19 protein-coding genes are annotated in these 23,449 nt (G+C 72.8%); 6 read left to right on the top strand and 13 right to left on the bottom strand.

The window, feature by feature from the left end:
* Positions 1-65: 65 nt before the first annotated feature.
* Positions 66-1,310 (top strand): MFS transporter, encoded by a 1,245-nt coding sequence (locus ABZ915_RS07350; RefSeq protein WP_361797238.1) that lies wholly within the window; start codon positions 66-68, stop codon positions 1,308-1,310.
* 44 nt (positions 1,311-1,354) lie between these two features.
* Here the strand turns inward: ABZ915_RS07350 and ABZ915_RS07345 are convergent, their stop codons facing one another.
* From ABZ915_RS07345 to hrcA, 10 genes are all read right to left on the bottom strand, one after another.
* Positions 1,355-2,347, bottom strand: a complete 993-nt coding sequence (locus tag ABZ915_RS07345; protein ID WP_361797235.1) for an adenosine deaminase — start codon at positions 2,345-2,347, stop codon at positions 1,355-1,357.
* Positions 2,348-2,367: 20 nt separating this feature from the next.
* On the bottom strand, positions 2,368-3,273 hold the full coding sequence (locus ABZ915_RS07340) for a ribonuclease Z (RefSeq protein ID WP_361797232.1): 906 nt from the start codon (positions 3,271-3,273) through the stop codon (positions 2,368-2,370).
* Between the two features lie 6 nt (positions 3,274-3,279).
* Positions 3,280-3,645, bottom strand: a complete 366-nt coding sequence (locus tag ABZ915_RS07335; protein ID WP_361797229.1) for a histidine triad nucleotide-binding protein — start codon at positions 3,643-3,645, stop codon at positions 3,280-3,282.
* 57 nt (positions 3,646-3,702) lie between these two features.
* Positions 3,703-6,957 (bottom strand): S41 family peptidase, encoded by a 3,255-nt coding sequence (locus tag ABZ915_RS07330; protein ID WP_361797226.1) that lies wholly within the window; start codon positions 6,955-6,957, stop codon positions 3,703-3,705.
* Positions 6,958-7,003: 46 nt separating this feature from the next.
* Positions 7,004-7,570, bottom strand: a complete 567-nt coding sequence (locus ABZ915_RS07325; protein ID WP_361797224.1) for a hypothetical protein — start codon at positions 7,568-7,570, stop codon at positions 7,004-7,006.
* A 90-nt stretch (positions 7,571-7,660) separates the two neighbouring features.
* On the bottom strand, positions 7,661-8,053 hold the full coding sequence (locus tag ABZ915_RS07320; protein WP_361797221.1) for a VOC family protein: 393 nt from the start codon (positions 8,051-8,053) through the stop codon (positions 7,661-7,663).
* Between the two features lie 16 nt (positions 8,054-8,069).
* Positions 8,070-8,822 (bottom strand): 16S rRNA (uracil(1498)-N(3))-methyltransferase, encoded by a 753-nt coding sequence (locus ABZ915_RS07315; RefSeq protein ID WP_361797218.1) that lies wholly within the window; start codon positions 8,820-8,822, stop codon positions 8,070-8,072.
* On the bottom strand, positions 8,819-9,892 hold the full coding sequence (locus ABZ915_RS07310; RefSeq protein ID WP_361797215.1) for a nitronate monooxygenase: 1,074 nt from the start codon (positions 9,890-9,892) through the stop codon (positions 8,819-8,821). Before ABZ915_RS07310 ends, ABZ915_RS07315 begins: the two co-directional genes overlap by 4 nt.
* A 99-nt stretch (positions 9,893-9,991) precedes the next feature.
* Complete coding sequence (dnaJ, locus tag ABZ915_RS07305) at positions 9,992-11,128, bottom strand: molecular chaperone DnaJ (RefSeq protein ID WP_361797212.1); 1,137 nt, start codon at positions 11,126-11,128, stop codon at positions 9,992-9,994.
* The gene (gene hrcA, locus ABZ915_RS07300; RefSeq protein ID WP_361797209.1) at positions 11,129-12,145 is read right to left on the bottom strand and encodes a heat-inducible transcriptional repressor HrcA; all 1,017 of its coding nucleotides are present in this window, start codon (positions 12,143-12,145) and stop codon (positions 11,129-11,131) included. It lies immediately after the preceding gene.
* Positions 12,146-12,318: 173 nt separating this feature from the next.
* On the opposite strand from hrcA, the gene ABZ915_RS07295 reads away from it, so the two are divergent.
* Both ABZ915_RS07295 and ABZ915_RS07290 read left to right on the top strand, forming a co-directional pair.
* Positions 12,319-13,056, top strand: coding sequence for an MBL fold metallo-hydrolase (locus ABZ915_RS07295; RefSeq protein ID WP_361797206.1), 738 nt, complete (start codon positions 12,319-12,321; stop codon positions 13,054-13,056).
* Positions 13,057-13,087: 31 nt separating this feature from the next.
* Complete coding sequence (locus ABZ915_RS07290; RefSeq protein WP_361797203.1) at positions 13,088-13,903, top strand: DUF3097 domain-containing protein; 816 nt, start codon at positions 13,088-13,090, stop codon at positions 13,901-13,903.
* Positions 13,904-13,922: 19 nt separating this feature from the next.
* On the opposite strand, the gene hemW is transcribed toward ABZ915_RS07290, so the two are convergent.
* Together hemW and ABZ915_RS07280 are read right to left on the bottom strand one after the other, a co-directional pair.
* Positions 13,923-15,155 (bottom strand): radical SAM family heme chaperone HemW, encoded by a 1,233-nt coding sequence (gene hemW / locus ABZ915_RS07285; RefSeq protein WP_361797200.1) that lies wholly within the window; start codon positions 15,153-15,155, stop codon positions 13,923-13,925.
* A 27-nt stretch (positions 15,156-15,182) separates the two neighbouring features.
* Complete coding sequence (locus tag ABZ915_RS07280; protein ID WP_361797197.1) at positions 15,183-17,078, bottom strand: SpoIIE family protein phosphatase; 1,896 nt, start codon at positions 17,076-17,078, stop codon at positions 15,183-15,185.
* Positions 17,079-17,296: 218 nt separating this feature from the next.
* Between ABZ915_RS07280 and ABZ915_RS07275 the strand changes: the two genes are divergently transcribed.
* Together ABZ915_RS07275 and ABZ915_RS07270 are read left to right on the top strand one after the other, a co-directional pair.
* Positions 17,297-21,283, top strand: coding sequence for a HAMP domain-containing protein (locus tag ABZ915_RS07275; RefSeq protein WP_361797751.1), 3,987 nt, complete (start codon positions 17,297-17,299; stop codon positions 21,281-21,283).
* Between the two features lie 8 nt (positions 21,284-21,291).
* Positions 21,292-21,870, top strand: a complete 579-nt coding sequence (locus tag ABZ915_RS07270) for a response regulator (protein ID WP_361797194.1) — start codon at positions 21,292-21,294, stop codon at positions 21,868-21,870.
* 17 nt (positions 21,871-21,887) lie between these two features.
* Here ABZ915_RS07270 and ABZ915_RS07265 read toward each other — a convergent pair whose 3' ends face one another.
* The gene (locus ABZ915_RS07265) at positions 21,888-22,205 is read right to left on the bottom strand and encodes a hypothetical protein (protein WP_361797191.1); all 318 of its coding nucleotides are present in this window, start codon (positions 22,203-22,205) and stop codon (positions 21,888-21,890) included.
* 38 nt (positions 22,206-22,243) lie between these two features.
* On the opposite strand from ABZ915_RS07265, the gene ABZ915_RS07260 reads away from it, so the two are divergent.
* Entirely contained in the window at positions 22,244-23,173 is a 930-nt protein-coding gene (locus ABZ915_RS07260; protein WP_361797188.1) for a hypothetical protein, read from the top strand.
* Positions 23,174-23,449 lie beyond the last annotated feature (276 nt).

Raw genomic sequence — 23,449 nt, 5'->3', positions numbered from 1 at the left:
CCGTCGACGGCCTGCGCCCTCTCCCTCTTCTTGAGCCGCTCCTTTCGCATGCCCTGGGAACGCCCGTGTCCTCCCCCCGCACCACGCCCTGGCCCCTCGTCGCCCTTTTCACGGCCGGGTACCTCGCCCCGTACCTCCTGCCCACCACCGTCGGCAGGCTCGACTCGGGGCTTCCCCTCTCCGCCACCCAGGCCGGGGCCATCGGCAGTGCGCTGCTGCTGAGTTCGGCCGCGGCGGGGTTCCTGCTGGCCTCCAGGGTCGAGCGGATCGGGGCCCGCGCGCTCGCCCGGATCGGGCTCACGCTGGCCGTCCTCGGCTACGGCGGCGCCGCGCTCACCGGCGCGGTACCGGCCGTCGTCGCGGGCGCGGTCCTCGGCGGGTTCGGCTCGGGCACGGTCACCGCGGTCGCCGCCACCGGTATCGCCGCCCGGCACGATCCGCACCGGGTCACCACGCTCGGCCTGCTCAGCGTCTCCGCCCTCGCGGGCGTCGTGTATCTGACGGTCCCGCACCTCGGTCCGGGCCACGGGCAGCCGCTGGCCGCCATCGCGCTCGCCGCGCTCGCGGTGTGGCCGCTCACCGGCCGCCTGTCCGCCCCTGCCGGCGCCGCCCGCGGCCATGTCGCACGGGGCCCCCTCCCGCACCTTCGCTCCGGCCTGCTCCTCGCCGCCGCGATGCCCTGCTGGTCCCTGGCCCAGAACGCCCTGTGGGGCGTCAGCGGCCGGATCGGCCTGGCCCAGGCGCACCTCACCGAGGTGACCGTCGGCGCGGTGTTCGCGGTCGCGCTCGGCGCCGGGCTGCTCGGGGTCGTCGGGGCGGGCGCGCTCGGGCCGCGGCTCGGCCGGGCGGTGCCGGTCGGGGCAGGTACGGCGCTCATCGCGGCCTGCATCGCGTTCAGCGCGTCGGCGAGGGACCTGCCGGCCTTCGCGGCGGGCGAGATCGCCTGGAACGCGCTCTACCCGATCGTGCTGTCGTACCTGATCGGCCTCGCCGTCTCCCTCGACCCGCGCGGCCGCTGGGCGGTCCTGGTCGGCTCCGCCGGCTCCCTGGGCACGGCGGCGGGTCCGCTGGCCGGCAGTGTGTTGTCCGCGCGGGCGGGCTTCCCCGTCATGGGCGAGGTCCTGGCCGTCGGGCTGCTGCTGATCGCGGCCCCGATGACGGCGGTGGCACTGCGCACGACCCGGCGTCCCGTGCCGGTCGCCGCCACGGTGGAGGTGGTGGAGGTCCCGGTGGACACCCCGGCCACCCCCACCCGCCAGGCCTACGACACGGCGTCCCCGAACTCGTACGCCGCCACTTCCGCGAACTAGCCGACGCGCCCCCCCCTCTCGACGCCCCGTGCTCGAACCGGCGGCTAGTCGAACTCGTACGCCTCGACCTCCGCCAGGTAACGGGCCCGGAGCTCCTCGTCGTCGTCCAGGAAGGACGCGAGGAAAGAGTTCCGGGCCAGTTCACGCAGGCGGTCGTCGGTCAGGCCCAGCGTCTCGCGGACGGCTCGGAAGTTGTCACCGGCGTAACCGCCGAAGTAGGCGGGGTCGTCGGAGTTGACCGTGCAGAGCAGGCCCGCGTCGAGCATGGCGGGCAGCGGGTGGTCGGCGAGGACGTCGACGGCGCGGAGCCGGACGTTGGACAGGGGGCACAGGGTCAGCGGGATCCGGTCGCGGACCAGCCGGGCGACCAGCGCCGGGTCCTCCACGCAGCGCAGGCCGTGGTCGACGCGCTCCACGCCGAGCACGTCCAGCGCCTCGGTGATGTACTCCGGTGGGCCCTCCTCACCGGCGTGCGCCACCCGGCGCAGTCCGAGCGCGGCGGCTGCCTCGTACACCTCGCGGAACTTCACCGGCGGGTGGCCGACCTCGGCCGAGTCCAGGCCGATGCCGGTGATCCGGTCGAGGTAGGGCCTGCCCGCCTCCAGGGTCTCCATGGCCGACTCGGCGGACTCGTCCCGCAGGAAGCACATGATCAGCTTGGTGGTGACGCCGTGGTTCTCCGCGCTGCGGCCGAGCGCCCGCCAGAGCCCCTCCACGACCGTGCCCATGCCGACGCCCCGGGAGATGTGCGCCTGCGGGTCGAAGAAGATCTCCGCGTGCCGCACGCCCTGGGCGGCGGCGCGGGCGAGGTAGGCGTCGGCCAGGTCGGCGAAGTCCTGCTCGGTGCGCAGGGCGGCCATCAGCTCGTAGTACAGGTTCAGGAAGGACTGGAGGTCCTCGAACTGGTACGCCTTGCGCAGCTCGTCGGTGTCCGCGTACGGCAGGGTGACGCCGTTGCGCTCGGCGAGCAGGAACGCCAGCTCGGGCTCGAGGGTGCCTTCGATGTGGAGGTGCAGTTCTGCTTTGGGGAGGGGCATCAAAGCATCGTACGGCCGCTTTACCGCCGTTTCGGAACCGGCACCCGCTGAAGATCGTGCGCCACGGTCAGCTCCCCCTCGAAACCCGCCGCCCGCGCCTGCCGCTCGAACTCGTCAGGTTCGGAGTAGCGCTGGCTGAAGTGGGTGAGGACGAGGTGGCGTACACCGCCGTCCCGGGCCACCCGCGCCGCCTGGCCGGCCGTCAGATGGCCGTGCTCGACGGCGAGGGCCTCGTCCTCGTCGAGGAAGGTGGACTCGATGACCAGCATGTCGCAGCCCTCGGCGAGCGCGTGCACCCCGTCGCACAGCCGGGTGTCCATGACGAACGCGAACCGCTGCCCGCGCCGCACCTCGCTGACGTCGTCCAGGGCGACACCGTCGAGCGTCCCCTCCCGCTGGATGCGGCCCACGTCCGGCCCCTTGATGCCGTGCGCGGCCAGCCGCTCGGGCAGCATGCGGCGCCCGTCGGGCTCGACCAGCCGGTAGCCGAAGGACTCCACGGGGTGGGAGAGCCTGCGGGCCTGGAGGGTGTACGAGGCGGTCACCGCGAGGTCCCCGTCGGCGTCGACCGGTGCCTCGGTGAGGGCGACCGTCTCCCGGTAGGCCGTCGCGTGCCGCAGCCGGTCGAAGAAGCGCTGCCCGGAGCGCGGGAAGTGCGCGGTGACCGGGTGCGGGACCTGGTCCAGGTTGATGCGCTGGATGACCCCGGCGAGCCCGAGGGAGTGGTCGCCGTGGAAGTGGGTGACGCAGATCCGGTTCAGGTCGTGCGCGGCGACCCCGGCGCGCAGCATCTGGCGCTGCGTGCCCTCGCCGGGGTCGAACAGGATGCCCTCGCCGTCCCAGCGCAGCAGATAGCCGTTGTGGTTGCGGTGCCGGGTCGGGACCTGGCTGGCGGTGCCGAGGACGACCAACTCGCGTACGGACATGGCTGCTTACCCGGGGGGCCACTGGAGGCCGCGGCCGCCCAGGACGTGGGCGTGCGCGTGCCACACCGTCTGGCCTGCGCCGCTGCCGGTGTTGAAGACGACGCGGTAGCTCTCCAGCTTCTCGTCGTCGGCGACCGCCTGGGTCTCGGCCAGGACGTCGGCGGCGAGCTGCGGTGCGCCGGCGGCGAGCGCGGCGGCGTCCCGGTAGTGCGCCTTGGGGATCACCAGCACGTGAGTGGGTGCCTGGGGGTTTATGTCGCGGAAGGCGACGGTCGTCTCGGTCTCACGGACGATCGTCGCCGGAACCTGCCCCGCGACGATCTTGCAGAACAGGCAGTCGTCCTGCGGCGTGCCGCCTTCTTGCCCTGCCATGCGTGTGCCTCCTCACGCCGGTGATCCAGTACGGGGGCATCGTATCGACCCGGGGTGTCAGTCCAGGCTCGGCGATGACGGCGGGGTCTTCGCCGGGTTGTCCTCCAGCGCGGCCAGCGCCATCCGCACCGCCTCGTCCAGCTGGACGTCCCGGCCGGCGGCCCAGTCCTGCGGGCGCTGGACCACCTCCACGTCCGGGTCGACCCCGTGGTTCTCCACGCTCCAGCCGTAACCCTCCAGCCAGAAGGCGTACTTGGGCTGGGTGATCAGCGTGCCGTCGACCAGGTGGTAGCGGCTGTCGATGCCGACGACCCCGCCCCAGGTGCGGGTGCCGACGACCGGACCGATGCCCAGCGCCTTGATCGCCGCGTTGACGATGTCGCCGTCGGAGCCGGAGAACTCGTTGGCGACCGCGACGACCGGGCCCCGGGGCGCGTCCTGCGGGTAGCTGTAGGGCCTGAGGCCGCGTGGCCGGACCCAGCCGACGATCCGCCGGGCCAGCTTCTCCACGACCAGCTGGGAGGTGTGGCCGCCGCGGTTCTCCCGGACGTCGACGACGAGCCCCTCGCGAGCCACCTCCACCCGCAGGTCGCGGTGGATCTGGGCCCAGCCGGGGGCCTGCATGTCGGGCACGTGGAGGTAGCCCAGCCGGCCGCCGGAGAGCTCGTGGACGTGGGCGCGCCGGTCGGCGACCCAGGCGTGGTAGCGCAGCGGCTCCTCGTCGGCGATCGGGACCACCACCGCGTGCCGCGGCTCGCCGCCGCCGGCGGGTGAGATGGTCAGCTCGGTCGCCTGGCCGGCCGTGCCGACGAGCAGCGGGCCCGGACCGGTCACCGGGTCGACGGGGTGCCCGGCGACGGCGACGATCGCGTCCCCGGCGCGCACCGCGACGCCGGGCGCGGCGAGCGGGGCGCGGGCGTCGGGGTCGGAGGTCTCCGCGGGCAGGATGCGGTCGATGCGCCAGCTGCCGTCCTCGTGGCGGGAGATGTCGGCGCCGAGGAGGCCCTGCCGGGGGCCGCCGCCGTGTGCGCCGTACTGCGTGACGTACGCGTGCGAGGTGCCGAGTTCGCCGTGCACCTCCCACAGCAGGTCGACGAGGTCGTCGCGGGTGGCGATGCGGTCCAGCACCGGGCGGTAGCGGTCGAGGACGCCGTCCCAGTCGACGCCGCCCAGGTCCGCCCGCCAGAAGTGGTCGCGCATGATGCGGCCGGTCTCGTCGTACATCTGGCGCCACTCGGCGGCCGGGTCGACGGTCTGCCTCACCCGCGCGAGGTCGACGGTGACGGAGGCGTCGCCGTCGTCGTCGGTGGAGGCGCGCCGGTCGCTGGGGACGACCCGGAGCCGGCCGTCGGTCCACAGCAGGACGCGTTTGCCGTCGCCGCTGACCTCGAAGTGGTCGGCGTCGGCGGCGAGGTGCTCGATGCGCTGCTGGGCGAGGTCGTAGCGCTCCAGTTCGGTCTTGGGGTCGGGGTCGTCGGGGGTGGCCCGGGAGGCGCCGAGGACGCCGCGCACCGGGTGGCGCAGCCACAGCACCCCGTCCTTGGCGGCGCGCAGGTTGGAGTAGCGGGCGGCCTCGGCCGGGAAGGGCACGATCCGGTCGGCGAGCCCCTCCAGGTCTATCCGGGTGGCCGGGGTGCCCTCGCTGTCGGGGGTCTCGTCCTTGTCGGGCGCGTCGAAGGGGCGGCCGTGCCGCTGCGGGCCGAACGGCGAGGGGGTGGTGGCGGCGAGGGTGATCAGGTAGGGGCGGGAGCCGACGACGAAGGCCAGGTCGAAGACGTGCTCGTCGTAGACCGGGTCGAAGGCGCGGGTGGAGAGGAAGGCGAGGTGCTTGCCGTCGAGGGTGAAGGCGGGCGCGTAGTCCTGGAAGCGCAGCGGGGTCGCGTCGGTGACCGACAGGTCGGTGGTGTGGGCGAGCCGCAGCTGGGACAGGGGGCGGGGGCCGGGGTGGGACCAGGCGAGCCAGGCCGAGTCGGGAGAGAAGACCAGCCCGGAGACCTCGCCGTCCTCGCTGCGGTCGACCTCGCGGACCTCGCCGGTCTCCCGCTCGACGAGCAGCAGCCGTCCGTCGTGCGCGGCGACGGCGGCCCGGCTGCCGTCGGGGGCCATGGTCAGCTCCAGGACCCGGCCGAGCTGTCCGGCGGCGAGCCGCCTGGGGGTGGCGCCGGGCGCGAGTCCGGTGGCGGGGGCGAACTCCAGGGCGTCGTCGCCCTCGGCGTCGGTCACCCACACCGCCCATTCCTCGCCGTCGGCGCGGAAGGCCCGGGGCAGCCGGGCCCGGACGCCGGGCCGCGCGGCGAGCGCGCGGGCGGGCCCGGAGCGGTGGGTGACCCAGTGGACGGCGCCGCGCACCTCGACGGCGCTGCCGCGCGCGGTGTGGTCGGGGGCGGCGGAGTCGAACCAGCGGCCGGCGTTCACCGGGTGCGACTGGAGGTCCAGGCGCGGCCCGCCGAGCCGGATGTCGAGCCGGCGGGGCTCGGCGCCGTCCAGGTCGTCCAGGAGCCACAGTTCACCGGCGGCGGTGTAGACGACGCGGGTGCCGTCGCCCGCGGCGTGCCGGGCGTAGAAGCTGTCGAGCGGGGTGTGCCGGCGCAGGTCGGAGCCGTCGGCGAGGGAGGAGTACAGCGCTCCGGTGCCCTCGTGGTCCGACAGGAAGGCTATGCGCTCCCCCGCCCACACCGGGTACTCGATGTTCCCGTCGAGTTCCTCGTGCAGCCGTACGAACTCGCCGGCTCCTCCTTCACCTCCGGCGGCTTCGCCTTCGGCGGCCCGGTCGATCCACAACTTGCCCGCCGTACCGCCCCGGTAGCGCTTCCACCAGGCGGCCTCGCGGCCCATCGGCGCGGACAGCAGCACGGTGGCCGGGCCGTACGCCACCTCCCCGACGGGCCCGTGCGGCAGGGTGGAGGCGGGTCCGCCGTCGAGCGGGACCGCGTGGGCCCAGCTGCGGCGCAGGCTGGCCTGGCCCTGGGTGCTGAGCGCCAGGACCTGTCCGCCGGGGGTCCAGCCCCGCACCTGGGTGCGCCAACTCCCCCAGTGCGTCAGCCGCTTCGCCGGGCCGCCGGTGACGGGGGCGATGTGCACCTCGGGGGCGCCGTCGCGGGTGGAGGTCCAGGCGACCGTCGTGCCGTCGGGCGAGATGCGCGGATGGGTCACCGGTACGTTGTCGGCGCTGACCCGCCAGGCCCGCCCGCCGTCGAGCGGGGCGAGCCACACGTCGTCCTCGGCGGTGAAGGCGACCAACTCGCCTCGCACGTGCGGGTATCGGAGGTATGCCGGGGTTGCCGCTGTCGTGGTGGATGCGCCCTGGGTCACCCGATCACCCTACGCAGCGGACGGCGTCCGCGGGTCCGGTTTCCGATCACTTGCCCTCGACGGGCCAGCAGGTCGGGTCGCCCTTGCACCAGATGGTCCTGGTGACCGTGACGGTGACGGTGGGGCGGGGCTGCCCGTTCGAGGGCCGGTAGGTGACGGGCGGGGTGTACGTGGGTCCGGGCTTGGCGTCGCAGTTGCCCAGCCCGTCCACGTGGAACCACTCCTTGCCGCCGACCTTCGCGGTGAGATCGCCGCGTACGCACGCGCCGTCGACGGCCTTGGTGACCTTGCCGGTGACGGTGATCTTCCGTCCGTCGTCCGTCTGTCCCTGGCAGTCGACGGTGACGACCGTGCTCTCGCTCGGCGACGGTGTCTTCCCCGGGGTGTAGCCCTTGCCGCCGTAGCTGCCCGTGCAGGTGAGCCACTGCACCTTCACGTGCTGCCGCTCCAGCTCCGCGGTCGCGGTCCTGTCCGTCGTGTACGCCACCGACGCCGAACTCAGATCGGTCGGCTCGCACGCCACGACGCCGCCCACGGCCACCGCCGCGAGCCCCGCCACTGCCGCCGCCCGCGCCCGGCGGGGCCGGTACCGAATGTGCCTGAAAGCCCCCATGCAGGGCAGCGTGCCACCGACGGGGACGGGGCGGTAGGGCGCATATGGCCACTCGAGTGTTCGGACGCCCCACCTTCGAGTGGCGCTCCGTCAGGTGCGCAGCAGCAGCCATTCCTGGAGTTCCACCACATTGCCCTCCGGGTCCTTGAGGTGGGCGACCCGCATGCGCTCGGTCATGGGGGCCGGGCCGTGCAGGAGGGTGGCGCCGCGGCCGGTGATCTCCGCGCAGTAGGAGTCGAGGTCGTCGACGCGCAGCACCACCAGGGAGCGGTGGCCTGTCGCGGTGTCGCCCAGCTCGTCCAGGACCTCGGCCATCATCGAGCGGTCCTGTATCGCGATTCCGGCGGAGCCGGTGGCGGGGCTGAACTTCTCGTACGGCCCCCCGGACGCGCCGGACTGCGGCTTCAGGCCGAGCACCTCGGCGTAGAACCGGTAGCAGGCGGCGAAGTCGCTGACCAGCAGCCGTACTTGGGCGAGTTCCACGGTCTTCCCCCAGCGGTCAGGACCAGCGGCCGGTACGGCCCAGGAGCAGGGCCACCGCGGCGGTCCCGGCGGTCGATGTACGCAGTACGGTACGCCCGAGCCGGTAGGCCTTCGCGCCCGCCTCCTCGAAGAGCGCCAACTCCTCCGGGGAGACACCTCCTTCGGGCCCTACCACCAGCACGATCTCGCCCTCGGCGGGGAGTTCGGCGGCGGCCAGCGACTCGCTCGGGTAGTCCCGGTCCTCGTGCAGGACGGCGGCGAAGTCGGCTTTGGCGAGAAGCTGGGCAACCTGCTTGCTCGTCGCCGCGTCCGCGACGTCCGGGAAGCGCAGCCGCCGGGACTGCTTGCCGGCCTCGCGGGCGGTGGCGCGCCACTTGCCGAGCGCCTTCAGACCGCGCTCGCCCTTCCACTGGGTGATGCAGCGGGACGCCGCCCAGGGCACGACCGCGTCGACGCCGGTCTCGGTCATCGTCTCCACGGCGAGCTCACCGCGGTCGCCCTTGGGCAGGGCCTGGACGACGGTGATCCGGGGGCTGGGTTCGGGTTCCACCGGGAACTCGAAGGGCTCGACGACCAGGTGGTCCTTGCCCTCCGCGCTGAGGACGACCCCGGCCGCCCCCCGGCCCTGCCCGTCGGTGACCACCACGGCCTCGCCGGGCTGAAGCCGCCGTACGGAGACCGCGTGCCGCCCTTCGGGGCCCGTCACGTCGATGACCGAGCCGGGGCCCACACCCTCCAGGGAGTCGACCACGAAGACGGGCGCGGTCATCGGGCACCGCCCTGGGACAACGCTGTCGTCGCCGCCTCGGCCTCGGCGGCCAGCACCTCGACCAGTTGCCCGGCCGGCAGGTCGCGCGCCATCCGGTGCCCCTGGCCCGCCCACAGCGCCATGCCCTGCGCGTCTCCGGCCTTGGCGGCGGCCCTGCGCAGCGGCAAGGTCAGGTGGTGGACCTCCGGGTAGGCGGCGGGGGCGTACGGGCCGTGCTCGCGCAGGAACCGGTTGACCAGGCCGCGGGCCGGGCGGCCGGAGAAGGCGCGGGTCAGCTCGGTGCGGGCGAACAGCGGGTTGGTCAGCGCCTGCTTGTGCAGGGCGTTCGCGCCGGACTCGGGGGTGGCGAGGAACGCGGTGCCCAGCTGGGCCGCGCTCGCGCCGGCCGCCCTGGCCGCGGCGATCTGGCTGCCGCGCATGATGCCGCCGGCGGCGACGATCGGGATGCTCACGGTCTCGCGGACCTGGGCGATCAGTGAGAGGAGGCCCATGCCGGAGCGGTCGTTCTCCTGGATGTCCCGGTGGGCGCCCTGGTGGCCGCCGGCCTCCACGCCCTGCGCGATGACCGCGTCGGCCCCGGCCCGCTCCACCGCGAGGGCCTCCTCGGCGGTGGTCGCGGTGACCAGGGTGACGGTGCCGGCCCGGCGCAGCGAGTCGAGCGCGTCCCGGCTCGGCACGCCGAAGTGGAACGAGACCGCCGGCACCGGGTTGTCCAGCAGCACGGCGAGCTTGGCGTCGTAGCCGTCGTCCCGGCCGCTGTCCGGGTCGCCGAGCTCGGTCTCGTACCAGGCGGCCTCGCCGGCCAGCTGGTGGGCGTAGACCTCGACCGCACCGGACTCGGCGTACTCCGGCTGCGGCATGAAGAGGTTCACGCCGAAGGGGCGGCCGGTCAGGCTCCGCAGCTGCTTGATCTCCTGGTACATGCCGTCGGCGGTCTTGTACCCGGCGGCGAGGAACCCGAGCCCGCCCGCCTCGGAGACGGCGGCGGCGAGCTGCGGCACGGAGACACCGCCCGCCATGGGGGCCTGCACGATCGGATAAGTGAAGAGATCGGTCAGTGCGGAGGACATGACGGCATGTTGTCACGTCCTCCGAACAAGTCCGAATCCGGCCTTCCCCTGACATATGCCAGCGGCATTATCAGCGGTCAGGGACCGTAAAACGGGACCTCAGCGCCCGTTGAACGCGTCCTTCAACCGCGAGAACAACCCCTGCTGCCCAGGCTGGAACTGCCCCTGCGGGCGTTCCTCGCCGCGCAGCTTGGCCAGCTCGCGCAGCAGGCGTTCCTGTTCGGGGTCGAGCTTGGTCGGGGTCTGGACCTCGACGTGGACGATGAGGTCGCCCCGGCCGCCGCCGCGCAGATGCGTGACGCCCCGGCCGTGCAGCGGGATCGACTGACCGGACTGGGTGCCCGGACGGATGTCGACCTCCTCCATGCCGTCCAGCGTCTCCAGCGGCACCTTGGTGCCGAGGCACGCCGCGGTCATCGGGATGGTGACCGTGCAGTGCAGGTCGTCGCCGCGCCGCTGGAAGGTGGAGTGCGGCAGCTCGTGGATCTCGACGTACAGGTCACCGGCGGGACCACCGCCCGGCCCGACCTCGCCCTCACCGGCGAGCTGGATGCGGGTGCCGTTGTCGACACCGGCCGGGATCTTCACGGTCAGGGTCCGCCGGGAGCGTACGCGGCCGTCGCCGGCGCACTCCGGGCACGGCGTCGGCACCACCGTGCCGAAGCCCTGGCACTGCGGGCAGGGGCGCGAGGTCATGACCTGGCCCAGGAAGGACCGGGTGACCTGGGACACCTCACCGCGGCCGCGGCACATGTCGCACGTCTGGGCGGTCGTGCCCGGCGCGGCGCCCTCGCCGTTGCAGGTGTTGCAGACGATCGCCGTGTCGACCTGGATGTCCTTGGTCGTCCCGAAGGCCGCCTCGTCCAGCTCGACCTCGATGCGGATCATCGCGTCCTGGCCGCGCCTGGTCCGCGAGCGCGGGCCGCGCTGGGACGCCGTACCGAAGAAGGCGTCCATGATGTCGGAGAAGTTGCCGAAGCCACCGGCCCCGAAACCGCCCGCGCCGGCGCCGCCGGCCTGCGAGAGCGGATCGCCGCCGAGGTCGTAGACCTGCTTCTTCTGCGGGTCCGACAGCACTTCGTAAGCGGCGTTGATCTCCTTGAACCGCTCCTGCGTCTTCGGATCAGGATTGACGTCCGGATGCAGCTCGCGAGCGAGCCGGCGGAAGGCCTTCTTGATCTCTTCCTGCGACGCGTCGCGGCGCACGCCGAGAACGGCGTAGTAGTCCGTGGCCACTTACGACTCCGCCAGGATCTGTCCGACGTACCGTGCCACTGCGCGTACCGCTCCCATCGTTCCCGGGTAGTCCATGCGGGTCGGTCCGACCACGCCGAGCTTGGCAACAGCCTCGCCGCCCGAACCGTAGCCGACCGACACCACCGACGTGGAGTTGAGTCCCTCATGGGCGTTCTCGTGGCCGATGCGCACGGTCATGCCCGAATCCTTCGCCTCGCCCAGCAACTTGAGCAGGACGACCTGCTCCTCCAGTGCTTCGAGCACCGGCCTGATGGTGAGGGGAAAGTCATGTCCGAAACGGGTGAGATTGGCGGTACCGCCGATCATCAGCCGCTCCTCGTTCTCCTCGACGAGTGTCTCCAGAAGAGTGGAGAGCACGGTCGAGACCGTACCGCGATCTTCTATGTCGAAGCCCTCCGGGAGGTCCTCGACCAGCCTCGGCACGTCCGTGAACCGGCGGCCCGCGACCCGGCTGTTGAGCCGCGCGCGCAGGTCCGCCAGGGACATCTCGCCGAACGGGACCGGGCAGTCGATCATCCGCTGCTCGACCCGGCCGGTGTCCGTGATCAGCACGAGCATCACGCGCGCGGGGGCGAGCGAGAGCAGCTCCACGTGCCGCACGGTCGAGCGGGTCAGCGAGGGGTACTGCACGACCGCGACCTGCCGGGTCAGCTGCGCGAGCAGCCGCACCGTGCGGGCCACGACGTCGTCGAGGTCGACGGCGCCGTCGAGGAAGTTCTGGATCGCCCGCCGCTCGGGGGCGGTCATCGGCTTGACGCCCGCGAGCTTGTCGACGAAGAGCCGGTAGCCCTTGTCGGTGGGGATGCGCCCGGCGCTGGTGTGCGGCTGGGCGATGTACCCCTCGTCCTCCAGGGCCGCCATGTCGTTGCGGACGGTGGCCGGGGAGACGCCGAGGCTGTGCCGCTCGGTGAGCGCTTTCGAGCCGACGGGCTCCTCGGTGCCGACGTAGTCCTGGACGATGGCGCGCAGCACCTGAAGCCTGCGTTCACTCAGCATCCGCGCACACCTCCAGAAAGTCGTCCCCTGCGGCCCTCGGGCCCTTCGCCTGGCACTCTGTGCGTGCGAGTGCCAGCGTTCCCCGGCCCAGTGTACGGCCGTGGGGTACACCCCGGGCAAGGCCGGATCGTGCCGCCGTGCCGGGGCGCGGTCGTACCCGATAGCGTCGCGGTATGACGGTGACTTGGGAAGAGCTGGGGTGGGAGCGGGTGGCCGCCGGGGTGGGACGGGTCCGGCTGCCGCACTGGGACTGCACGACGGGACTGGTCGTCGGCGAGGGTACGGCGCTCGTGGTGGACGCCGGGTCGAGTCTCGCCGAAGGCGCGCTCCTGCGCACTCAGGCGCAGGAGCTGGCCGGGTGCCGTGTGACCCATCTCGCGCTCACCCACCCCCATTTCGACCATGTCCTCGGTGCGGCGGCCTTCGCGGGCGCGGAGATGTTCGCGGCGGTGGGCATGGACGCGCTGTTCACGCACGAGCGCGCGGAGCTCCGCCTGGACGCCGTGCGGCAGGGCCTGCCGGTGGCGGAGGCGGACGAGGCGGTGGACGCTCTTCCCGTGCCCCGCCATCTGGTCTCGGGCGAGTGGACCCTCGACCTCGGCGACGGCCGCCAGGCGCTGCTGGCCAACGTGGGCCCGGGGCACAGCGCCCACGACCTCGTGGTCCTCGTCCCCGGCTCGGTTCCCGGCGAGCCCGAGGTGGTGTTCTGCGGCGACCTGGTCGAGGAGTCCGGCGAACCCCAGGCCGGCCCCGACGCCGTACCGTCCCAGTGGCCCGCCGCCCTCGACCGGCTGCTGGACCTCGGCGGCGAGGACGCGCTGTACGTGCCCGGTCACGGAGCGGTGGTGGACGCGGCGTTCGTGCGGCGGCAGCGCGACGAGTTGGCGGCGCGTTTCGGCGTGTCGCCCTGATGGCGGTACCGCTTCTCCTATCGTCAGCCGAATGCGCCAGTACTCCGCCGACCTGACCCCTCCCTGGAAGAAGCCGAAGCCCGTCCCGGAGGTCCCGGCGGAGGCCGGTCTGGTGGTGGAGGAGCCCGGCACCGGCTTCTGCGGCGCGGTGATCCGCTGCGAGGCGGGCACGGTCACCCTGGAGGACCGCTTCGGCAAGCACCGGGTGTTTCCGCTGGAGCCTCGCGGGTTCCTGCTCGAGGGCAGGGTCGTCACGCTGGTGCGGCCGTCGTCCTCGGCTCCGGTACGCCCCACCCGCGCCGCCTCCGGTTCGGTCGCCGTCCCCGGCGCACGCGCGCGCGTGGCCCGCGCCGGGCGCATCTACGTCGAGGGCCGGCACGACGCGGAACTGGTCGAGAAGGTGTGGGGCGACGACCTGCGCGTCGAGGGCGTGGTCGTGGAGTACCTGGAGGGCGTGGACGACCTGCCCGCCATCGTGGCCGAGTTCGGCCCGGGGCCGGACGCGCGGCTGGGTGTCCTGGTGGACCACCTGCTCCCGGGCACGAAGGAATGGCGCATCGCCGAGTCGGTGACCAGCGAACACGCCCTGGTGGTCGGCCACCCGTACATCGACATCTGGGAGGCCGTGAAGCCGTCGGCCCTGGGGATTCCGGGCTGGCCGCGGGTGCCGCACGGCCAGGACTGGAAGACGGGGGTCTGCCGGGCGCTGGGCTGGCCGTCGGAGAACACCGGGGCGGTGTGGCAGGCGATCCTCAAGCGGGTGGGGTCCTACAGGGACCTGGAGCCGGAGCTCCTGGGCCGGGTGGAGGAACTGATCGACTTCGTCACGGCCAGCGGTGGGGCCTGACGCCCTGGTGGGCGCCGAATCAGTCCACCAGGTCCCGCACCACCGCGTCCGCCAGCAACCGCCCCCGCAGCGTCAGCACCGCCCGCCCCTCCTCGTACGGCTCCGCCTCAAGCAGCCCCTCCCCCAGCGCTCGCCGGGAGGCCGCCAGGCCCTCCTCCTTCAGCAGGGACAGCGGCGCACCCTCCCGCAGGCGCAGCTCCAGCAGGATGCGCTCCACCCGCCGGTCCTCGTCGGACAGGAGCTCCCGCCCGGCGCCCGGTGAGCGACCCGACGCCAGGGCCGCCGCGTACGCCCCCGGGTGCTTCACGTTCCACCAGCGGACGCCCCCCACGTGCGAGTGCGCCCCCGGCCCCGCGCCCCACCAGTCGGCGCCCCGCCAGTACAGCTCGTTGTGCTGGCAGCGGCCCGACTCGGAGGTGGCCCAGTTGGAGACCTCGTACCAGTCGAAGCCGGCCGCCGACAGCCGCTCCTCCGCGATCAGGTAGCGGTCGGCGTGGACGTCGTCGTCCGTCATGGGGACCTCGCCCCGGCGGATGCGGCGGGCGAGCTGGGTGCCCTCCTCGACGATCAGGGCGTAGGCCGAGATGTGGTCCGGCCCGGCGCCGAGGGCCGCGTCGAGCGAGGCCCGCCAGTCGTCGTCGGACTCTCCCGGGGTGCCGTAGATCAGGTCCAGGTTCACATGCTCGAAGCCCGCCGCGCGTGCCTCCGCCACGCAGGCCTCCGGGCGGCCCGGGGTGTGCGTCCGGTCGAGCACGCGCAGCACGTGCTGCCGCGCGCTCTGCATGCCGAAGGAGATCCGGTTGAAGCCGCCCTCCCGCAGCCGCGCGAGGTACGCCGGGTCCACGGACTCCGGGTTCGCCTCGGTGGTGACCTCCGCGTCCGCCGCCAGGCCGAACTCGTCCCGGATCGTCCCCAGCATCCGTACCAGGTCGTCGGCGGCCAGCAGCGTGGGCGTACCGCCGCCGACGAACACCGTGCGGACCTCGCGCGGGTCGTCGCCGAGCACCTTGCGGGCCAGGCGGATCTCGTCCGTCAGGGTGTCCGCGTAGTTCTCGCGGGAGGCGAGCACGCCGCCGGTGCCGCGCAGCTCGGTGGCGGTGTAGGTGTTGAAGTCGCAGTAGCCGCAGCGGGTCGCGCAGTACGGGACGTGCAGGTAGAAGCCGAGGGGCCAGCCGGCGGCCCCGGCGAGCGCGGGCGCGGGCAGGGCACCGTCGGCGGGGACGGGCTCGCCGTCGGGGAGTGCGGAGGGCATGCCCTCCATTGTCCCGTACCGGCGGGATTACTCCGCCCGCAGCACCAGCAGCGCCAGGTCGTCCTCGGGCAGGCCGCCGCCGAACTCGTGCACCAGCCGGCGGATGCGCTCCGCGATCAGCTCGGCGCTCAGCCCCGCGCAGCCCGCGAGCGCCCGCGCGAGCCCGTCTCCGTCGTCGAACTGGCGGGAGCCGGAGCGCCGCTCGGTCACCCCGTCCGTGACGCACAGCAGGGTGTCTCCGGGGCGCAGCTCGAAGGTCTCGCTGGTGTACGTCTCGTCCTCGATGACCCCGAGGAGCGTTTGCGGCTTCGCGACCGTACGGACCCGGGCGTCGGGTCCGAGGAGCAGCGGCAGGGGGTGCCCGGCGGAGGCGAGGGTGCAGCGGACACCGCCGTCGAAGGGGGCGAGCTCGCCGTACAGCAGGGAGAGGAAGCGGGTCTGCGGGCCGTCGCCGGGGCGGCCGCCGGCGGCGACCAGGGCGCGGGCGGCGGCGTCGGCGGCCTCGGTGGCGTCGTCGAGGAGGAGCTGGTTGAGGCGGTCGAGGACGTCGGCGACGCGGTAGCCCTCACGGGCGAGGAGCCGCAGCCAGGGGCGGGCGAGCCCGATCACCACGGCGGCCTCCGGCCCCTTTCCCTGTACGTCGCCGACCGCGAAGCACCAGCGGCCGTCGCCCGCCGGGAACAGGTCGTAGAAGTCGCCGCTGGGGCCGCCCTTGTCGCACGGCTCGTAGACGAGTGCGCTGCTCACGCCGGGGATCTCGGCGACCGCGCCGGGCAGCAGCCCGCGCTGGAGGACGGCGCTGATGGTGGCCTGGCGGGCGTACTGACGGGCCGCGCCGATGGCCAGCGCCACCCGGCGGCCGAGGTCCTCGACCAGGCCGGTGATCTCGTCGGGGAAGGCCGTCGGTCCGCACCGCCCGATCACCAGCGTGCCCAGCGGACGGCCGCCCGCGATCAGCCGGTACGCCAGCGCGGAGCCGTCCGTGCCGTGCGGGCCGAGCGCCTCGCCGGGCCAGGGGTAGGGCTCGGGGCCGGACCGTAAGCCGTCCCGGGGGCACGGCGGGTCCTTCTCCAGGGCCCGGCGCAGTTCCTCTATGCGGTTCTCGCTGCCGTGCCACACCCGCGCCAGCCGGGGCCCGGCCGTCCCGGTCACGGTCGACTCGTCCTCCAGCCACACCGCGCACCAGTCGGCGAGCCGGGGCACGAGCAGCTGTCCGGTGAGCGCGGCGACGAGGTTCTCGTCGAGTTGTCCGGCGAGCAGGTCGGAGGCCTCGGCGAGGAAGGACAGGGCGCCGCGGCCGAGCCATTCGCGATCGCGTTCGGCGCGGTGGGGGTCGCCCCGATCGAGTGCGGTGGAGAGCGGGGGCGGGTCGAAGGCGAGGATCCCGGCGACCTCCAGCCCGCGGTCGGCGGCGTAGGCCTCGGGCTCCTGGGCGGCCGGCCTGTCCTCGGCGGGCAGGCGCGCCCAGACCGTCTTGGCGCCGGTGCGGTAGGTGACGCCCCAGGCCTCGGCGAGGGTGGCGACCAGGCGCAGGCCGCGGCCGTACTCGGGGGGCTCGTGCGGCGTCTCGGTGCCGCCGCGGCGCGGGGCGCGGGAGGGGTGGTGGTCGCAGGCCTCGACGACGAGCGCGCCGGTCTCCTCCAGGCGGCAGATCAGCTCGACGTCGGTGCCCGCGTGCACGACGGCGTTGGTGACGAGTTCGCTGACGACCACCAGGGCGTCGTCGGCGAGCCGCTGGGAGGGCGCGAGGCCGAGGTCGTGCCACTCGGCGAGCGCCGCGCGCAGCAGTGCGCGGGCGGATCCGGGTGCGAGGGGGCTTCCGGGAAGGGTCGCGCATATCTCCGTACGCTCCCCCGCGCCCCCGTGCGCGGGCACATCAGAGGCACGGGAGACGGTCTCCCGTTGCGTCGGTATGGCGCCCATGGCCGACTCCCCGAGCAGATCGGACGAACTTCAGACGAATGCGTCTCGGTGACTGCGGACAGAGTGACAGACTGGCTGCGCCCATAAGCGCCGAGTTACCGAAGTGGGCCGCCATGAGTGAGAACACTGGCACGCGTGTGCTCGAAGACGGACAGAAAACGGAACAAGTCCGAGCATCCGAACTCCGAGCGTCCGAACTGGGCCCGCTGCTCGCCGCGATGACCGCCGCCCGGGACGGCGACTTCACGAAGGTACCGGAGACGGGTCACGGGATCGTCGCCGAACTCATCGCGGTCTACAACCAGGTGATGGACCGCAGTGTGCACTTCAACTCGGAGGTCCGGCGGGTGAAGCGGGAGCTGGTGCGGCACGGCCGGCTCGACGAGCGGGTCTCGGCGAGCCCGGGGCAGGGCGCCTGGACATCCCGGGTGAACGACGTGAACCAGATCCTGGACGCCCTGGTGGCCCCGGCGGCCAACGCCACGCGCGTGCTGGACGCGGTGGCCGGCGGCGACCTGACCCAGCGGGTCGACCTGCACGACGGCAGCCGTCAGTTACGGGGCGATCTGCGGCGGCTCGGCCGGGCGGTGAACACGATGGTCGACCAGCTGTCCCTGTTCACCGGCGAGGTGACCCGGGTGGCGCGCGAGGTGGGCACCGAGGGGCGGCTCGGCGGGCGGGCGAAGGTGCGGGGACTGTCGGGCAGTTGGCGGGACGTGACCGAGGCGGTCAACACGATGGCGGCCCGGCTGACCGCGCAGGTCCGCGACATCGCCCTGGTGACCACGGCGGTGGCACGCGGCGATCTGACCCGGACGGTGACGGTGGAGGCGACCGGCGAGCTGCTGGAGCTGAAGCTCACCGTGAACACGATGGTGGACCAGCTGTCCGCCTTCGCCGACGAGGTCACCCGGGTCGCCCGCGAGGTCGGCACCGAGGGCCGGCTGGGCGGCCGGGCGCAGGTACGGGGTGTGTCCGGGGTCTGGAAGGACCTCACCGACAACGTCAACTTCATGGCGTCGAACCTGACCTCGCAGGTCCGCAACATCGCCCAGGTCACCACCGCCGTCGCCAACGGCGACCTGAGCCAGAAGATCACGGTCGACGCGCAGGGCGAGATCCTGGAGCTGAAGTCCACGATCAACACCATGGTCGACCAGCTCTCCGCCTTCGCCGACGAGGTCACGCGCGTGGCCCGTGAGGTCGGCACCGAGGGCAATCTGGGCGGGCGGGCGCAGGTGCGCGGGGTGTCCGGGGTGTGGAAGGACCTGACGGAGAACGTCAACTTCATGGCGGACAACCTGACCTCCCAGGTCCGCAACATCGCGCTCGTCTCGACCGCCGTCGCGCAGGGCGACCTCGGCAAGAAGATCACGGTGGAGGCGAAGGGCGAGATCCTGGAGCTGAAGTCCACGATCAACACCATGGTCGACCAGCTCTCCGCCTTCGCCGACGAGGTCACCCGGGTCGCCCGCGAGGTCGGCACCGAGGGCAACCTCGGCGGCCAGGCGCAGGTCCGGGGCGTCTCGGGGGTGTGGAAGGACCTCACGGACAACGTCAACTTCATGGCGCTGAACCTGACCTCGCAGGTCCGCAACATCGCCCAGGTCACCACCGCCGTCGCCAACGGCGACCTGTCCAAGAAGATCACCGTCGACGCGCGCGGCGAGATCCTCGAACTCAAGGACACGGTCAACACGATGGTGGAGCAGCTGCGCGCCTTCGCCGACGAGGTGACCCGCGTGGCCCGCGAGGTGGGCACCGACGGCCGGCTGGGCGGCCGGGCCCAGGTGCTGGGCGTCCTGGGGGTCTGGCGGGACCTGACCGACAACGTCAACTCCATGGCGGACAACCTCACTTCGCAGGTCCGCAACATCGCGCAGGTCACCACGGCCGTCGCCAACGGCGATCTGTCCAAGAAGATCGACGTGGACGCCCGGGGCGAGATCCTGGAGCTGAAGACCGCCATCAACACCATGGTCGACACGCTGTCCTCCTTCTCCTCGGAGGTCACCCGCGTGGCCCGCGAGGTCGGCAGCGACGGCCGGCTCGGCGGTCAGGCGCGGGTGGAGGGCGTGTACGGCACCTGGAAGCGCCTGACGACGAACGTGAACGAGCTCGCGTCGAACCTGACCACCCAGGTCCGCGCCATCGCCGAGGTCGCCTCCGCCGTCGCCCAGGGCGACATGTCGCGGTCGATCACCGTGGAGGCGCGCGGCGAGGTCGCCGAGCTGAAGGACAACATCAACCTGATGGTGGCCAACCTGCGCGAGACCACCCGGGCCAAGGACTGGCTGGAGTCCAACCTGGCCCGGCTGGCCGCGCTGATGCAGGGCCACCGGGACCTGATGGAGGTCGCCGACCTGATCCTGCGGGAGCTGACCCCGCTGGTGAACGCCCAGTACGGCGCCTTCTACCTGGCGAACCCGGAGGAGGACCCGGCGGTCCGCAGCGCCGTGCCCGCGAAGGGGCTGGCGTTCATCGCCGGGTACGGGTCGGCGGAGGGCGCGACCGTCGAGACCGGCGGTCTCCCGGTGCACGGCCTGGTCCGTCAGGCGGCCCGGGAGAAGAAGCGGATCCTGGTGGAGGAGGCCCCGCCGGACTACATCAAGATCAACAGCGGTCTGGGCGAGGCGGCCCCCACGACCATCGTCATCATCCCGATCCTGTTCGAGGACAAGCTCCTCGGCGTGATCGAACTCGCCTCCTTCTCCCGCTTCTCCGATGTGCACCTGGCCTTCTTCGACCAGTTCGTGAACACCATCGGCGTCGCCATCAACACGATCATCGCCAACTCCCGTACGGAGTCCCTCCTCGGCCAGTCCCAGCGGCTGGCGATGCAGCTCCAGGAGCGCTCCGACGAACTCCAGGAACAGCAGGCTGAGTTGCAGCGCTCCAACGCGGAACTGGAGGAGAAGGCCGCGCTGCTGGCGACGTCGTCGCAGTACAAGTCGGAGTTCCTCGCCAACATGTCGCACGAGCTGCGCACCCCGCTGAACTCGCTGCTGATCCTGGCCCGGCTGCTGTCCGACAACCCGGACGGCCATCTCTCCGACCAGGAGGTCCAGTTCGCGACGACGATCCACCGCTCCGGCTCCGACCTGCTCCAGCTGATCAACGACATCCTGGACCTGTCGAAGATCGAGGCGGGCCGCATGGACGTCCGCCCGAAGCGGCTGCCGCTGATCAAGCTGCTGGACTACGTCCACGCCACCTTCCGCCCGCTCACCATCGACCGGGGGCTCGCGTTCGAGGTCGCGGTCGGCGAGGCCGTACCCCGGGACATGTACTCGGACGAGCAGCGCCTCCAGCAGATCCTGCGCAACCTGTTGTCCAACGCGATCAAGTTCACCGCGACGGGCCGGGTCGAGCTGAGGGTGAGCCGGACGCAGGACCCGGACCACCGCTACGTCCGCGACGGCGACGAGGTGATCGCGTTCGCCGTCACCGACACCGGCATCGGGATCGCCCCGGAGAAGCTCGCGGTGATCTTCGAGGCGTTCCAGCAGGCCGACGGCACGACGAACCGCAAGTACGGCGGCACGGGACTCGGGCTGTCCATCAGCCGGGAGATCGCGGGCCTGCTCGGCGGCCGGATCGTCGCGGAGAGCGAACCCGGCAAGGGGTCCACCTTCACGCTGTACGTCCCCGTCGTCAGCCCCGGTCACACGGTGGCCGGCCCGACCGCGGACGACCGGGCGCCGGAGCCGTCGGCGGAGCCTTGCGCGGCGGACGACTCCTGGCCCACGCCCGCCAAGCTGGCGGCGTGGCAGACGGGCCGCGCCGGCCGGGTGCTGCCTGGCCGGCGGGTGCTGATCGTCGACGACGACATCCGCAACGTCTTCGCGCTCACCCACGTCCTGGGCCGGGTCGGCATGCCCGTGCTGTACGCGGAGAACGGCCGGGAGGGCATCGAGACCCTCGAACGCAACCCGGACGTCGAACTGGTCCTGATGGACATCATGATGCCGGAGATGGACGGCTACGAGACGATCGCCGCCGTCCGCCGTACCCCCCGCTGGGCGGGCCTGCCCATCGTCGCCCTGACCGCGAAGGCCATGCCGGGCGACCGGGAGAAGTCCATCGCGCGCGGCGCCAACGACTACGTACCCAAGCCGGTGGACGTCGACCGGCTGCTCACCGTGGTCTGCGCGCTGCTGGACCCGGAGAGGAGCGCCGACACCGAGGAGCCGACGGGTGAGTGAGACGACCGGTGCATGAGACAGGGACCGGCGAGCGTGCCGGCATCCTCCTGGTCGACGACATGGAGGACAACCTGATAGCCCTGGAGGCCGTCCTGGGCTCCCTCAACGAGCCGCTGGTCCGCGCCCGGTCCGGCGAGGAGGCGATGAAGGCGCTGCTGCGGCAGCGGTTCGCCCTCGTCCTGCTGGACGTGCGGATGCCGGGCATGGACGGTTTCGAGACGGCCGCCAACATCAAGCGGCTCGACCAGACCAAGGACGTCCCGATCATCTTCCTGACCGGCGCGGAGGAGGACTCCGGCTACGCCTTCCGCGGCTACGCGACGGGCGCGGCGGACTACCTGACCAAGCCGTTCGACCCGTGGGTGCTCAGGGCGAAGGTCAGCGTGTTCCTGGACCTGTACCGCAAGAACCGGCAGTTGGAGCGGCTGCTCGGCCGCGAGCGGGAGCGGTTCGGGGAACTCACGTCCCATCTGGCGGAGATGGACGCCCTGGTCCGGGAAGACGGCTCGGCGGTCGCCGGAGCGCTGCGCCACCGCATACGGCTGGTGGAGGAGTTGCTGACGGAGATGCGCCACGAGCGGCAATGACCGGCCGCTCGCGGACGTCACACCGGGTCGGGGTCGGCCTCGCCGACTTCGTCGTCCGCCGGGGCGGCCCCGTCGCCGAAACGGTTGTGGGAGGCGTGGGAACCGGCGACTCGGTTCTGGTTGCCGTGCACACGGACGCCGCCGGCAGTCGTGGAGGGCGCGCCGGGTGCGGGGGGCGTGGAGGGCGTGCCGGTCCGGGGCTCGGCGGCGGGCGGGAGCCGGTCACCGAAGTCGTTGTGGTGCGCCCCGGTCCCGGCGACGCGGTTGCCGTCGCCGACCACGGTCGTCGCACCGGCGGCGTCCTGACGGAAGGCCACCCCGACCGCCGTCGCCACGACGGTGGCGAACGCGGCGCAGAACGCCCAGCGGACTCATGCTCGGCGTGGCCGTCCTCGCCTTCGCCCAGGCGGAGCCGGGGACGCGCTTGCCCAGCGGGGACTACCGCAAGGCGCTGTTCGGGCTCTACGTCCACCAGATGCTCCGCAGGGTGCGGGCACTGCGGGCCACGGCCGACCAAGCCGGTGGGCCGGCCGCCTTCGGGCCCGAGAACACCTACTTCCACCTGGTGTGGCTGGCCCGGCTGATGTCGCGCCAGGGACAGACGATCTTCTACCCGGACCTGCTGACCCCCGCCTGGCTCCCCGACCGACGCCCTCCGTGGCCCCTGACACCAGGACGCGGCCCACGGGCCCGGATCGCCCGGTGGCTCGGCTGGGACCACACCAGCACCGGACTGGTCGGCGGCCGACTGTGCGCACTGGCCGGGGCCCTGACGGGAGCTCCGCTCGGGGCGCCGGTGCACGCGGTCACGGGCGCGTTGCCGGCGGCACTCTGCGGGGCCCTGGTGCTGGGCGGCGGGGTGGCCCTGCTGTTCGGGGTGGTGTTCCAGTCGCGTCGGGCCGAACTGCTGGGCTCACCGGTGGTCGGCCGTGACACCTACGACATCTATGCCGCGACCAGCTGGGCCTGGTCGGTGAACGGGGTCCTGCGCGGGCTGATGAGCTGCGTGCTCTTCGCCTTGCTGGTCGGTTCCGTCCTGATCACGACCGGGGCCACGGTCGGTGAGTGCCTGGCCGTGACGGCCGTCCTCGGCTGCGGGGGCGTGCTCGCCGGAGGCAACACGCCCGACCACGACAAACCCCCGGCCGTCCGGGGCGGTGCACTACAGGCCTCCCTGGGACGACTCGCCCGCCTCCTCCTCGTCCTCATCACCTCGTCCTGGCCGGAGCGGTCGTCACGGCCTGGCTGGACGGGCCGTGGGACGCGATCCTCGCCGCGCTGCCCATCACCATGGCGCTCATGATGACCGCCGGACCGGGACGTGCCTGGCTGCGGCACCGCGCGGCCTACTACGGCGCCCGGGCCTCCGGGCTGCTGCCCCCGACCTGGACCGGCTGCTGCGCTCCGGCGAGGACAGGGTGCTGCTCCAGAGGGTCGGCGGCGGATACACGTTCCTCCACCGCGACCTTCAGCACTACCTGGAAGGCTGCCGCCCGGAACGCCCGGTCGTGTCGCTGCTGTCGACTCCGTAACCGTCCGTCGGGACGCCGGCACGGGCGGACCCCCCGCGGGGCACCGC

Origin of the sequence: Streptomyces sp. NPDC046915 (assembly GCF_040644935.1) — a bacterium.
Classification (GTDB): Bacteria; Actinomycetota; Actinomycetes; order Streptomycetales; family Streptomycetaceae; genus Streptomyces.
This window is presented reverse-complemented; position numbering and strand designations above follow the sequence as displayed.

Excerpts from the sequence above, each read along its gene's own strand:
- ABZ915_RS07345 (WP_361797235.1), bottom strand. The coding sequence starts at position 2,347 with ATGCCCCTCCCCAAAGCAGAACTGCACCTCCACATCGAAGGCACCCTC.
- ABZ915_RS07340 (WP_361797232.1), bottom strand. The coding sequence starts at position 3,273 with ATGTCCGTACGCGAGTTGGTCGTCCTCGGCACCGCCAGCCAGGTCCCG.
- ABZ915_RS07335 (WP_361797229.1), bottom strand. The coding sequence starts at position 3,645 with ATGGCAGGGCAAGAAGGCGGCACGCCGCAGGACGACTGCCTGTTCTGC.
- ABZ915_RS07325 (WP_361797224.1), bottom strand. The coding sequence starts at position 7,570 with ATGGGGGCTTTCAGGCACATTCGGTACCGGCCCCGCCGGGCGCGGGCG.
- ABZ915_RS07315 (WP_361797218.1), bottom strand. The coding sequence starts at position 8,822 with ATGACCGCGCCCGTCTTCGTGGTCGACTCCCTGGAGGGTGTGGGCCCC.
- ABZ915_RS07310 (WP_361797215.1), bottom strand. The coding sequence starts at position 9,892 with ATGTCCTCCGCACTGACCGATCTCTTCACTTATCCGATCGTGCAGGCC.
- hrcA (WP_361797209.1), bottom strand. The coding sequence starts at position 12,145 with ATGCTGAGTGAACGCAGGCTTCAGGTGCTGCGCGCCATCGTCCAGGAC.
- ABZ915_RS07295 (WP_361797206.1), top strand. The coding sequence starts at position 12,319 with ATGACGGTGACTTGGGAAGAGCTGGGGTGGGAGCGGGTGGCCGCCGGG.
- ABZ915_RS07290 (WP_361797203.1), top strand. The coding sequence starts at position 13,088 with ATGCGCCAGTACTCCGCCGACCTGACCCCTCCCTGGAAGAAGCCGAAG.
- hemW (WP_361797200.1), bottom strand. The coding sequence starts at position 15,155 with ATGCCCTCCGCACTCCCCGACGGCGAGCCCGTCCCCGCCGACGGTGCC.
- ABZ915_RS07280 (WP_361797197.1), bottom strand. The coding sequence starts at position 17,078 with ATGGGCGCCATACCGACGCAACGGGAGACCGTCTCCCGTGCCTCTGAT.
- ABZ915_RS07275 (WP_361797751.1), top strand. The coding sequence starts at position 17,297 with ATGACCGCCGCCCGGGACGGCGACTTCACGAAGGTACCGGAGACGGGT.
- ABZ915_RS07260 (WP_361797188.1), top strand. The coding sequence starts at position 22,244 with ATGCTCGGCGTGGCCGTCCTCGCCTTCGCCCAGGCGGAGCCGGGGACG.